The organism is Paracoccus sp. R86501, assembly GCF_042466435.1.
Classification (GTDB): Bacteria; Pseudomonadota; Alphaproteobacteria; order Rhodobacterales; family Rhodobacteraceae; genus Paracoccus.
Genome location: NZ_JAXHPZ010000002.1, coordinates 46366 through 58488, shown reverse-complemented (window position 1 = coordinate 58488; position 12123 = coordinate 46366). Strand labels below are relative to the sequence as shown.

Below are 12123 nucleotides of genomic sequence, written 5' to 3'. Positions count from 1 at the left end.
GATTACAGCCCTCTCTCGTCGCGCCACATCTTCCAGATGAAGCCCGTAATGAAGATCATCATGATGGCGAACAGCACCACGGCGATGGCCGCGCCATAGCCCATGCGATAGCCGTATTCCGACAGCGCCTGTTCATACATGTAATAGGACAGCACGCGGCTGGACCCGAACGGCCCGCCCGAAGTCATGATGCTGACCAGATCGAAACTGCGCAGCGCACCGATGACGGTGACGACCACGGCAATGAAGGTCGCGGGACGCAATTGCGGGATGACCACATGCCACAGCATCCGCCAGCCCTTGGCACCGTCAAGACGCGCGGCCTCGATCTGGTCGGGGGCGACGGCGTTCAGACCGGTCAAATACAGGATCATGCAATAGGCGATCTGCGGCCAGAGGCCAGCCGCAATGATGCCATAGGTCACGTAACGCTCGTCCGCCAGAATGGCGACACCGGTTCCGGTGATCCATTCGATCAGCACATAGAACAGCCCGAAGCCCGGGGCATAGAACCACGAAAAGATCAGGCCGACGACGACCTGACTGATTACGAAGGGGAAGAAGAACAGCGATTTGTAGATGCGGATGCCCCGGACCGTCTGGTTCAGGAACAGCGCGATCAGCAACCCAAGCGGCACCGCCAGCAGATAGAGCGCCAGCCAGAGGACGTTGTTCTTCAGGCTGGTATAGAAAGCGTCGTCCCACCACAGCTCGGAATAATTGGCCAGACCGATCCAGCGCATCGGCCCCAAGCCGTCCCAATCGTGGAAGGAAACCCAGACCGACTGGAAGATCGGGATCAGCACATAGACGGCGAACATGAGCATGCCCGGTGCGAGGAAAAGCCATGGGGTCAGGCTGTTCCGGCGGCGGGCGCGCGCCTTGGGCGGATGGATGTCGGGAAGGGCGGTCATGCGGGACCTCCGGGCACTGGCGGGAAACGGGGGGCAGCGGGGAACACGGGGGCGGGCCGGCCCGCCCCCGTGCGGATGGCTTACTGGGCGTTGCGTTGACGCATGCGCTCCAGCCGCTCAAGGATAGTGTCCAGACGTTCGGGACGAACCATGAATTCCTGGAAGCCCTCCATGCCCGCCTTGGCCATCTCGGGGGATGCGTCGCGGTCGAAGAACTGCGCGATGCCGCCTTCGGCCGTTGACAGCAGCTCGAACCCGGCCTGCAGATAGGGATCGTCGCCCACGGTGCTGTCGGCGTTGATCGGCAGCTGGCCAAGCGTCTCGTTCATCTTGGTCTGCACATCGGCGCGGGCCAGGAAGGCAAGGAACAGCTTGGCGTCTTCGGGGTTCTTGGCACCGGCCGGAATGTGGATCGTATCGGTCGGGGCCTCTTCGGCGCGCGGGATATCCGCGTTGATCGTCGGGAACTGGATGAAGCCAAGGTTGTCATTGGTCATCCCGCCGTCCTTGAAGGTCGCAGCGGCAAAATTGCCCATGACGTAATTGGCGGCCTTGCCCTGCACGACATTCGACACGGCATCCTGCCAGTCGATCGCGGCGTGGTTCTTGGAGGTATAGGGCAGCAGCTTTTCCCATTCGGCGAAGACCGCCTTGACCTTGTCGTCGGTCCAAGGGATCTCACCGCGCGTCAGCTGCATGTGCCAGTCATAACCGTTGGTGCGCAAAGACAGGTAATCGAAGATCCCCGCGATGGGCCACAGCGCCTTGGAGCCGGTGGTGACGCAGTCGATACCGGCCTCTTGGAACTTCGCGCAATTGGCCAGAAATTCTTCCCAGTTGTCAGTGGGTTCGACGCCGACCTGTTCGTAGACGTCCTTGTTATAATAGATGCCCCACTGGTAATAGGTATAGGGGATGCCCCACTGCTTACCGTCGATGGTCATCGCGGATGCAGCCGAATGCAGGCTTTCATTCAGGCCGTTTTCTTCCCAGACATCCGAGACATCCAGAAACTGGTTCGCCGCAACGAAGGGCGCCATGCGGTTGCCTGCATACCAGTTGGCCAGATCAGGCGCATCGGCGGTCAGGAAGTTCCGGATCGCGGTCTTGTATCCTTCGTGGTCGAAGACGTTCACCTTGACGGTGATGTCGGGATACTCGGCCTCGAAATCCGCGATCAGCTGTTCGAATGCAGCTTTGGGCGCGGGGTCTGATGCGTCGGTGTTCATCACCAACTCGCGGGCCTGTGCAAAAGCGGGTGCCGTGGTGGCCAGCAGTGCGGCCAGCAGCAGCCCTCGTTTCGTATGGACCATGGTCTCCTCCCCATTAGGTTCCAAATAGTGAAACTCAGTTTTGAATATTGAAACTATGCTGCGAATTGATTAGCCTTGTCAACAACGGCAATGCTGCGGAGAGGAGGCCATGGCATGACGACCCCGCAACGCGACACGTCCGACGGCACCGTGGGCCGCACCTTGGCCGTGCTGGATCTGGTGGCCGAATTCGGACGCCCCGTCCGCTTTGCCGAGATCATGCTGAAGGCCGGTTTGCCCAAGGCGACACTGTACCGTTTCCTGCAGACGCTGGCCCGGCAGGACATGCTGGCCTTTGACGACACCCGCCAGACCTATGCCCCCGGCATGCGTCTGGTGCGGCTGGCGCATTCGGCCTGGGCGCAATCAAGTCTGGCACCTATCGCACAGGACGTCATGGACCGGCTGGCCCGCGATCTGGGGCAGACGGTGCATCTGGCCCAACTGGACAATGGCGCGGTTCTTTATGTTGACAAGCGCAATGCCCGCCAGCCAGTCGAGATGTTCGCCCAATCCGGCAAGGTCGGCCCCGCCTATTGCACCGGCGTCGGCAAGGCGATGCTGGCGCATCTGCCCGAAGACCGGCTGGCGCAGGCGATCTCGCGCCAGTCGTTCCATGCCCATACCGACCGCACCCTGACCACGCCTGATGCGCTGCGCGACGAACTGGCCCGCATCCGCGACCGGGGCTACGCGCTTGACGATGAGGAGCATGAGATCGGCATCGCCTGCATCGCCGCCCCCATTCTGTCGGGCAATGGCCGCGTCATCGGCGCCATCTCGGTCACCACCACCACCGACACCACCAGCCGCGACCAGCTGTTGGCGATGTCCGGCCCCGTGAAAGAAGCCGCGGCGCAGATCGCCGCAGCCGCCGATACATGGCGGTTCCCCGAACACAAGCAAGCATGAGGTTGCCATGTCCGGCGTCCAGTTGACCCGCGTCACCAAGGATTTCGGCCCCGTCCGGGTCATCCACGGCGTCGATCTTGATATCCGGCAGGGCGAGTTCTGCGTCTTTGTCGGCCCTTCGGGCTGCGGCAAATCCACGCTTTTGCGGATGATCGCCGGGCTTGAGGAAACCACCGACGGGCAGGTTCACATCGAGGGCGATGACGTCACCCATGCCGAACCCGCCGATCGGGGCGTCGCGATGGTGTTCCAGACCTATGCGCTTTATCCCCACATGACGGTCGCGCAGAACATGGGCTTCGGCCTGAAGATGAACCGCCACCCCAAGGCGGAAATCGCTGCCAAGGTGACTGAGGCGTCGCGCATCCTGAAGCTGGACCCGCTGCTGGATCGCAAACCCGCGGCCCTTTCGGGCGGTCAGCGCCAGCGCGTGGCCATCGGTCGGGCCATCGTGCGCGGTCCCAAGGTCTTTCTGTTCGATGAACCGCTGTCGAACCTGGACGCCGAACTGCGCGTGGAAATGCGCGCCGAGATCGCCCGCCTGCACCGCGAGATCAAGGCGACGATGATCTATGTGACCCATGATCAGGTCGAGGCGATGACCATGGCCGACAAGATCGTCGTCCTGCGTGCGGGCCGGATCGAACAGGTCGGCACGCCGATGGACCTGTACGACGACCCCGACAACCGCTTTGTTGCGGGCTTCATCGGCAGTCCGGCGATGAATTTCGTGGCGGGGCAGGTGCAGGGCGGTCAGGTCGTTACCCCCGCCTTCGATACGCCGCTGGACCGCCAGTCCCCCAACCTGATGGACGGTCGCAAGGTCGAGATCGGTCTGCGCCCCGACACGCTGCAACTGACCGATCACGGCAATTTCCGTGTCGATCTGGCCGAGAATCTGGGCGGCGTCACCTATGCCCATCTGACGGCGCCCTCGGGTGAAAAGCTGGTGGTCCAGACCACGCGCCGGCTTGATCCGGCGGGCGGCGGCATGGTCGGCGTGACGCTGGACCCCGCGCAGGCGTATTTCTTCGACGCCGAAACCGGAATGCGCCTGAGATGAGCGATATCGACCTTGCCCTGGTGGGTCTGGGCACCATCGCCCGCGCCCAGCATCTGCCCGCCATCGCCGCGACATCGGGCATGACCCTGACCGCCATCGCCAGCCGCAACGCGCGGCTGGACGGGGTGGCGAATTTCACCGACATCCAGACGCTGCTGGACGAATTGCACGACGTTCAGGCGGTCTCGCTCTGCACGCCGCCGCAGGGGCGGTTCGAACAGGCCATGGCGGTGCTGCGTGCCGATTGCCACCTGATGTTGGAAAAACCCCCTGGCGCCACCCTGTCGGAACTGGAACTGCTGGCCGCCGAAGCGCAATCCCGCAGCCTGACCATCTTCGCCACATGGCACTCGCGCGAAGCCGCCGCCGTCGATCAGGCGCGCGACTGGCTGGCCGATCGCGCCATCCACGCCACCCATATCGACTGGTGCGAGGATGTCCGCAAATGGCATCCCGGTCAGGACTGGATCTGGCAGCCGGGCGGGCTTGGCGTCTTCGATCCGGGCATCAACGCGCTGTCGATCCTGACTGCCGTCCTGCCCGATCCGGTGCGCCTGACCGGTGCTGATCTGCATATCCCCGAAAACCGCCAGACCCCCATCGCCGCCGAGTTGACAATGGATGCGGGCCACCCGGTGACCGCCCGTCTGGACTGGTGCCAGAAAGGTGCCGATCTGTGGCAGATCCGTTTTGAAACCGACGCCGGTACAGCGCTTCTGGATCAGGGCGGCGCCCGTTTCACCGTCGATGGCAAAACCATCGCACAGGGCGAGAACTCCGAATACGCCCGCCTTTACGCCCGCTTCCGTGACCTGATCGCCACCGGCGACAGCGATCTGGACCTGTCGCCCCTGCGCCTTGTCGCGGATGCCTTTCTGACCGGCCGCCACCACGCGGCCCCTGCATTTCAGGACTGAGACCTCATGAAGATCACCCAAGTCGAAACCTTCATCGTTCCTCCGCGCTGGTGCTTCGTGAAGATCAGCACCGACGAAGGCATCAGCGGATGGGGCGAACCGGTCCTTGAAGGCCGCGCCGCCACCGTCGCCACCTGTGTCGAGGAACTGTCCGATTACCTGATCGGTCGCGACCCCGGGCTGATCCAGGACCACTGGACGGTCATGTATCGCGCCGGCTTCTATCGTGGAGGTGGCATTCATATGTCGGCCATCGCGGGCATCGATCAGGCGCTGTGGGACATCAAGGGCAAGGCGCTTGGCGTTCCGGTCCACAGCCTTCTGGGCGGCCAACTGCGCGACCGCATCCGCGTCTACAGCTGGATCGGCGGCGACCGTCCGGGCGACACGGCCCGAATGGCGCGCGACTGCGGCGACCGTGGCTTCACCGCAGTCAAGATGAACGGGACCGAGGAGATGCAGTTCGTCGACAGCCACGCCAAGGTCGATCAGGTGTTGGCCCGCGTACAGGCCATCCGCGAAGAGATGGGCCCCGATTTCGGCATCGGCATCGACTTCCACGGTCGCGTGCATCGCCCCATGGCCAAGGTGCTGGCCAAGGAGCTGGAACCCTTCCGCCTGATGTTCATCGAGGAGCCGGTCCTGTCCGAACACGCCGAGGCGCTGCGCGAGATCGCCAACCATTGCTCGACCCCCATCGCGCTTGGCGAACGGCTTTACACGCGGTGGGACTTCAAGGCGATCCTGCAGAACGGCTTTGCCGACATCATCCAGCCTGACCCCAGCCATTCGGGCGGCATCACCGAAACCTATCGCATCGCGGCCATGGCCGAGTCCTATGACGTGGCGCTGGCACTGCACTGCCCGCTTGGTCCCATTGCGCTGGCGGCGAACCTGCAACTGGATGCCGTCTGCTATAACGCGTTCATCCAGGAACAATCGCTTGGCATCCATTACAACCAGGGCAGCGATCTGCTGGATTATCTGGTCGATCCGACCGTGTTCAAATACGAAAACGGCTTCGTTGCCATCCCGCAAGGTCCCGGCCTTGGCATCGAGGTTGATGAGGCCAAGGTCCGCCAGATGGCCTCTGAGGGCCATCGCTGGCGCAACCCCGTCTGGCGCCATGCCGACGGCAGCTTTGCAGAGTGGTGATCATGCGACAGGTTCTGAAACTCAACGACGGCTGGATCTTCTCGGACGGCTTCGACGAAGGCCATATCGGTGCCGCGCGCGAGGGCGAAACTGTCACCTTGCCGCATAATGCCGTCGATCTGCCATTAAGCTATTTCGACGAGACCAGCTATCAGCGGCCCTTCACCTATCAGCGCCACCTGACGTGGGATGATGCTTGGGCGGGCAAGCGGGTGCAGCTGCAGTTCGACGGCGCAATGGCCGACAGCGTGGTCTGGGTGAACGGTACGCAGGTCGTGGCGCATGCCGATGGCTATACGCCCTTCTGGGCCGATCTAACCGACCACCTGCGCCCCGGCGACAACCTGATCACGGTGCGCGTGGACGGGTCGGAAAACCCCTCAATCCCGCCCTTCGGCGCGCAAATCGACTATCTGACCTATGCGGGCATTTATCGCGACGTCTGGCTGCGGGTGCTGCCGGAACGCTATCTGGTCAATGCGCGGGTGCTGACGCCCGATGCGCTGGCCGATGCCAAGACCGTGGTGATCCGCCCCGAAACCACCGCGCCGGGTCCGGTGCGCGCGCGGCTGCTGGACGGCGACCGAGAGATTGCCGCCACCGAGGGCGAGGTTGAATTGACCCTGTCGGGCCTGACCGGCCTGCGCCTGTGGACAATGGAAGATCCGGCGCTCTACACGGTCGAACTGAGCCTGCCCGACAGCGGCGATGTCACCACCCATCGCTTTGGTTTCCGCACCGCCGAATGGACGCCCGAAGGCTTTCTGCTGAACGGCCAGCCGGTCAAGCTGCGCGGGCTGAACCGCCATCAGAGCTTCCCCCATGCGGGCTATGCCGCAGGTCGCCACGCGCAGGAACGCGACGCCGAGATCCTGAAGCGGGATCTGGGCTGCAACATGGTCCGCACCTCGCATTATCCGCAAAGCCCGTGGTTCCTTGACCGCTGCGACGAGCTTGGCCTGTTGGTCTTCGAGGAAATTCCCGGCTGGCAGCATATCGGCGACAAGGCGTGGCAGGATCGCAGCGTGGAAAACGTCCGCGCCATGATCCGTCGCGACTGGAACCATCCCAGCATCGTCATCTGGGGCGTGCGCATCAACGAAAGCCCCGACGATCACGACTTCTATGTCCGCACCAACGCCGCGGCGCGGGAACTGGACCCAACGCGGGCCACCGGTGGCGTCCGCTGCATTCCCGACAGCGAACTGCTGGAAGACGTCTATACGATGAACGACTTCATCCTGGACGAATCCGAGCTGCCGTTGATCCAGCGTCCGCGCACGCCCCTGCGCCCGCGCGAGGAGGTGACGGGCCTGAAGACGCCCGTTCCCTATCTGGTGACGGAATACAACGGCCACATGTTCCCCACCAAGGCGCAGGACCCCGAGCCACGCCAGATCGAGCACGTCCTGCGGCATCTGGACGTGCTGAACGCAGCGCACGGCGATCCGCAGGTGTCGGGTTCGATCGGATGGTGCATGTTCGATTACAATACCCACAAGGACTTCGGTGCAGGCGACCGCATCTGCCACCACGGCGTCATGGACATCTGGCGAGAGCCCAAGTTCGCCGCCTATGCCTATGGCAGCCAGAAACCGCCATCCGAGGGCGTGGTGATGCAACCGGTTACCTTCTGGGCGCGCGGCGAACGCAACATTGGCGGCGTCCTGCCCCTGATTGTGCTGACCAACTGCGATGAGGTCGAGTTCGAATGCGCGGGCGTCACCCGCCGCGTCGGTCCGGACCGCGAGCGCTTTCCGCATCTGCCCCATCCGCCCGTCATCATCGACCACCGCCACATTAGTGCAGCAGAGCTGGGCGAATGGGGCATGAGCTGGCATCCGGGCAGCATCACCGGATATCTGGACGGCAAGCCGGTCGCCCGGCGGGACTTCGTGGCCGATCCGCTGCCGACCAGGTTGCAGATCGATCCGGACATGGACCGTGTGCCAGCCGATCCCGACATCGACCTGCGGGTCATGCTGCGGGCGCTGGATCAGGTGGGTAACCGCTTGCCCTTCCTTGACGGGGCGGTGCAAGTTCAGGTCGAAGGTCCGGCCAAGTTGATCGGACCTTCGCTGCGGATGCTGCAGGGGGGGACGACGGGCATGTGGCTGCGTCTGACGGGACAGGCAGGGCCGGTGACCATCACCGCGCGTCTGGATCAGTTCCCAACGGCGACGGCCACGATCAGCGTCGGCTAGGCCTTGGCCAGCTTGCCCTCGACCCGGCGGAAGGCGGCCTGTAATTCGCGGCTGAATTCGCCGGGCTCGAACCGGCGGAGTCCCGAATGGGCGGCACAAAGGTGGCGCAGGTCATGGCACTGCGTCGCCAGTTCCTGGATCCATGTGCGCAGGTCGTCCAACGCATGGGGTTCGGGCTTTATCGCCTTCGACATGGTCGGATGCAGGAAGACCCGTTGTTTCGGGAAAAAGCGCTTCAGCAAACGCGGCACCGGCAGCAGGTTGATCGTGTCATCGACATGCAACGTGCGGCTGGCCATGTGCCACGCCAGCAGCGATCCGGCATGCACCTTGTCGTTGCCGTCTATATATTCGATCCCCTTCGGCATCGAAAATTGCAGGTCATCGGCAAACATGGCCGCGACCTCGGCGGATTCGACGGGCTGGGGCTGCCAGTCCAGCTTGGGGTGCTTTTCCCAATGGCGGCGCGACCCATAGAGCTTGGCGTCGGGGAAATCCTGCGCGATCCCGGCGCAATGCAGGGTGTGATGCGGGTGCAGGTTCAACACGGCCCGCACGGCGCGCCCCTGATCGGTCAGCTGCATCACACGGTCACGGATCTTGCCCGTCAACGGATAGCTGTCCAGCATGGCAAAGCTGCCGTCCGACAGGCGCACCAAGCCTGCTTGCGTGCCGACATTCAGCACGCCGCCCAGCATCAGATCGCCGCGGATGGTCCAGAAGCCCTGTCCCAGATCATGGATCGCCTCGGTCATGGTCGTCCTTTCGGTTTATGCGCCCGGCGGGCAGGCGCTGTCCTGATTGGCAGGCTGGTTCTGACCTGCCTGGGCGCAGATGTCGCGTAGGGCGGGCTTCATGCCCTCCTCAAGCGTCGGGTGATAGAAGGGCAGGGACAGCAGATCCATGGCGGTCAGACCGCGCTCGATGGCCCAGACCAGCAGATGCGACAGATGCTCGGCCCCCGGCGCACAGAATTCGGCCCCCAGCAGGCGGCCTTGCGGGTCGGCATGCACCACCATGCAACCCATGGCGCGGGCCTCGGCACGGGCACGCCCCTGATTGGAATAATCCGCCCGCCCGATCAGCGCGCCCGACGGAGCGATCCCGACCGAAGCATGCGGCGGATCAGTGAAGATCATCGAGAATGCCGTCTTGCGCTGATCCGGCGTCACCACCGGATATTGCGCGGCGTTGCTGCCTGCGATCGCGCCTTCGTCGGATGCTTCGTGCAGCAAGGGCACATCGGCATTCGCATCCCCGGCCATGAAGACCGGTGCATCGCCACATTGCAGCGTCTGTCGATTGAACAGCGGGGTGCCGTGATCATCCAAGGCCAACCCCGATTGATCCAACCCCAGCCCGTCCAGATTTGGCGGACGCCCCACCGCGATCAGCACATGCGAGAAGACCGCCTGGCCGCTGTCGTCGCCCGACCATTCGACGATGACGCCCCCATCCACGGGCCGGGCCGAGGTGTCGCAACCAAAGCGCAGGGTCATGTCGTCTTCGACCGCCTGCTGCAAAGCCTTTGCGACCTGCGGATCGCGGGCCTTGCCCAAGGTCCGGGATTTGTCGAACAGGGTTACGGCGACGCCAAGCCGCCCCATCGCCTGCGCCAGCTCCAGCCCGATGGGACCTCCGCCGATGACCGCCAGGCTTTCAGGCAGGTCGGACAGTTCGAAGATGGTTTCATTCGTCAGGGCACGATCGCCCAGCCCCTGAAGCGGCGGCGGGATCATCGTGGTCGAACCTGTTGCGATAACGATGGCTTTGGCCGCGATCTGGCGGCCATCGTCCAAGATCAGCGTATTGGGTCCGGTGAATTTCGCGCGCGACCGGATGGCCACGCCTTCGGGCAGCTTGTCAAAGCTTTCGCGCGTGGCGGCGACGAAATGGTCACGTTCGTCGCGCACACGTTTCATCACCACCTTGCCGTCGATGCGCAGACCTTCGGCATGAACCCCAAAGACCGGCGCGCGACGGATGTCATGGGCGGCATGGGCCGCCGCCAACAACAGCTTCGAGGGCATGCACCCCGTGTTTGCGCAGAGCGTACCCCGGAACTCGGGGTCGATCAGCAGGGTGCGGGCACCCTGCTTGCGCGCTGCGGCCTCGGCGGCGATGCCGGCGGTGCCGGCACCGATGATCGCCACATCACAGGTCAGCCTGCCCTGATCGCCGCTCATTTCAAGGTCACCGCCTTGATGTTGACGAACTCCATCATACCGAACCCACCGTGTTCACGGCCATAACCGGAATTCTTGACGCCGCCGAAGGGCATCGAGGGTTTGGCCACGTCGAAGCCGTTGATAAAGACCATGCCGGTGTCGAAATACTTGCTGGCAAGTTCGACGGCGCGATCTTCGTCCTTCGAAAAGATGCCGCCACCAAGGCCAAACTCGCTGTCGTTCGCGATGCGCATGGCGTCGTCGTCATCCTTGGCACGGATGACCGAGGCGACGGGGCCGAACAGTTCCTCCTCATAGGCAGGCTGGCCGGGCTGGACGTTTTCCAAAACCGTCGCGGGATAGAAATACCCCTGACGATCGGGGATTTCACCGCCGCAAAGCAGCTTGGCGCCCTTGTCGATGCTGTCCTGCACCTGCTTGTGCAATCCGTCGCGCAGATCCTTGCGGGCCATCGGGCCCAGATCGGTCGCCTCATCTTCGGGATCGCCAAGGGTAATGTCCTTCATCGCCTTGGTATAGCCTTCGATGAACTGGTCATAAACGGCATCGACCACGACGAAACGCTTGGCGTTCACACAGGTCTGGCCATTGTTGTACAGGCGACCCGTAACGCAGGTCTTGACCGCCAGATCGATGTCGGCGTCCGACAGCACAAGATAGGCGTCATTCGAACCCAGTTCCATCACGGTCTTCTTCAGCGCTTTGCCGGCCTGCGCCGCCACGATGCGCCCAGCAGCCGAACTACCGGTCAGGGTCACGCCGCGCACCAACTTGTGCTCGATCACCTTTTCCGAGGTGTCGTGATCGATCAGCAGGACCGTGAACAGGTTCTTGGGCAGGCCCGCGCGTTCGATGATGTCGCGCAGCATGATACCGCTGCCGGTGACATTGGCCGCATGTTTCAGCAGAACGCCGTTGCCGGCCATCAGATTGGCGATGGTATAGCGCGCTGCCTGATACAGCGGGAAATTCCATGGCTGGATGCCATAGATGACGCCGGTCGGCGCATAGGTGACAATGCCCTTGCGGCTGCCCATGACTTCGCGGGTTTCATCAGCCAGATGGTCGGGGCCGTTGTCGGCGGTCCAGTCGCAAATGGCGGCGCACAGTTCGACCTCGCCACGGGCGTCTTCAAGACGCTTGCCCATTTCGGCGGTCATCAAACGGGCGTATTCTTCCTTGCTGTTGCGCAGTTCGCGACCGATGGCGCGGATCTTTTCGGCGCGATCCTTCAGCGAAACCAGACGCCAATCCAGAAACGCCTCGTGGCAGGCCTCGACCTTTTCCAAGGCGCGATCAACGCCTTCGATGGGATAGGTGGTCAGCTTGGCCTCGGTATAGGGATTGACGGTGGTGATGTTGGCTTCGGTCATGTGATGCTCCGATATTCTCATTTCGGAGCATCAACGGGGCCCGCCGCCGGGCTGTTCCATGGCCGCGTCACACAGCTGCGTGA

General features: G+C 63.2%; 10 protein-coding genes. 5 read left to right on the top strand and 5 right to left on the bottom strand.

Annotated elements, in window-relative coordinates; genetic code table 11:
- Positions 1–2: 2 nt before the first annotated feature.
- Together SJY40_RS15245 and SJY40_RS15240 are read right to left on the bottom strand one after the other, a co-directional pair.
- On the bottom strand, positions 3–914 hold the full coding sequence (locus SJY40_RS15245) for a carbohydrate ABC transporter permease (protein ID WP_378948632.1): 912 nt from the start codon (positions 912–914) through the stop codon (positions 3–5).
- Between the two features lie 80 nt (positions 915–994).
- A complete protein-coding gene (locus tag SJY40_RS15240) occupies positions 995–2227 on the bottom strand; it encodes an ABC transporter substrate-binding protein (protein WP_378948629.1) in 1233 nt (410 codons plus the stop codon).
- Between the two features lie 114 nt (positions 2228–2341).
- Between SJY40_RS15240 and SJY40_RS15235 the strand changes: the two genes are divergently transcribed.
- The 5 genes from SJY40_RS15235 to SJY40_RS15215 are packed head-to-tail and all read left to right on the top strand — an operon-like array spanning position 2342 to position 8478.
- Positions 2342–3139, top strand: a complete 798-nt coding sequence (locus SJY40_RS15235; RefSeq protein ID WP_378948626.1) for an IclR family transcriptional regulator — start codon at positions 2342–2344, stop codon at positions 3137–3139.
- A 7-nt stretch (positions 3140–3146) separates the two neighbouring features.
- A complete protein-coding gene (locus tag SJY40_RS15230) occupies positions 3147–4202 on the top strand; it encodes an ABC transporter ATP-binding protein (RefSeq protein WP_378948623.1) in 1056 nt (351 codons plus the stop codon).
- Positions 4199–5119, top strand: a complete 921-nt coding sequence (locus tag SJY40_RS15225) for a Gfo/Idh/MocA family protein (protein WP_378948620.1) — start codon at positions 4199–4201, stop codon at positions 5117–5119. The genes SJY40_RS15230 and SJY40_RS15225 overlap by 4 nt, the downstream gene beginning before the upstream one ends.
- A gap of 6 nt (positions 5120–5125) precedes the next feature.
- Positions 5126–6274: a galactonate dehydratase gene (gene dgoD / locus SJY40_RS15220; RefSeq protein WP_378948618.1), complete on the top strand. Its 1149-nt coding sequence runs from the start codon at positions 5126–5128 to the stop codon at positions 6272–6274.
- A 2-nt stretch (positions 6275–6276) separates the two neighbouring features.
- The gene (locus SJY40_RS15215; protein ID WP_378948615.1) at positions 6277–8478 is read left to right on the top strand and encodes a glycoside hydrolase family 2 TIM barrel-domain containing protein; all 2202 of its coding nucleotides are present in this window, start codon (positions 6277–6279) and stop codon (positions 8476–8478) included.
- Here SJY40_RS15215 and SJY40_RS15210 read toward each other — a convergent pair.
- From SJY40_RS15210 to SJY40_RS15200, 3 genes are read right to left on the bottom strand one after another with little or no spacing between them, the layout of a single operon-like run.
- Entirely contained in the window at positions 8475–9233 is a 759-nt protein-coding gene (locus SJY40_RS15210; RefSeq protein ID WP_378948612.1) for a hypothetical protein, read from the bottom strand. The two genes, SJY40_RS15215 and SJY40_RS15210, sit on opposite strands and share 4 nt — an antisense overlap.
- Before the next feature lie 15 nt (positions 9234–9248).
- Entirely contained in the window at positions 9249–10664 is a 1416-nt protein-coding gene (locus SJY40_RS15205; protein ID WP_378948610.1) for a dihydrolipoyl dehydrogenase, read from the bottom strand.
- Positions 10661–12040 carry an NAD-dependent succinate-semialdehyde dehydrogenase gene (locus SJY40_RS15200; protein ID WP_378948607.1) on the bottom strand — a complete coding sequence of 460 codons (1380 nt, stop codon included), beginning with the start codon at positions 12038–12040 and terminating at the stop codon, positions 10661–10663. Before SJY40_RS15200 ends, SJY40_RS15205 begins: the two co-directional genes overlap by 4 nt.
- Between the last annotated feature and the right edge of the window lie 83 nt (positions 12041–12123).

What these genes read in the sequence shown, in the direction of transcription:
- SJY40_RS15245 (WP_378948632.1), bottom strand. Translation starts at nt 914, where the DNA reads ATGACCGCCCTTCCCGACATCCATCCGCCCAAGGCGCGCGCCCGCCGC.
- SJY40_RS15240 (WP_378948629.1), bottom strand. Translation starts at nt 2,227, where the DNA reads ATGGTCCATACGAAACGAGGGCTGCTGCTGGCCGCACTGCTGGCCACC.
- SJY40_RS15235 (WP_378948626.1), top strand. Translation starts at nt 2,342, where the DNA reads ATGACGACCCCGCAACGCGACACGTCCGACGGCACCGTGGGCCGCACC.
- SJY40_RS15230 (WP_378948623.1), top strand. Translation starts at nt 3,147, where the DNA reads ATGTCCGGCGTCCAGTTGACCCGCGTCACCAAGGATTTCGGCCCCGTC.
- SJY40_RS15225 (WP_378948620.1), top strand. Translation starts at nt 4,199, where the DNA reads ATGAGCGATATCGACCTTGCCCTGGTGGGTCTGGGCACCATCGCCCGC.
- dgoD (WP_378948618.1), top strand. Translation starts at nt 5,126, where the DNA reads ATGAAGATCACCCAAGTCGAAACCTTCATCGTTCCTCCGCGCTGGTGC.
- SJY40_RS15215 (WP_378948615.1), top strand. Translation starts at nt 6,277, where the DNA reads ATGCGACAGGTTCTGAAACTCAACGACGGCTGGATCTTCTCGGACGGC.
- SJY40_RS15210 (WP_378948612.1), bottom strand. Translation starts at nt 9,233, where the DNA reads ATGACCGAGGCGATCCATGATCTGGGACAGGGCTTCTGGACCATCCGC.
- SJY40_RS15205 (WP_378948610.1), bottom strand. Translation starts at nt 10,664, where the DNA reads ATGAGCGGCGATCAGGGCAGGCTGACCTGTGATGTGGCGATCATCGGT.
- SJY40_RS15200 (WP_378948607.1), bottom strand. Translation starts at nt 12,040, where the DNA reads ATGACCGAAGCCAACATCACCACCGTCAATCCCTATACCGAGGCCAAG.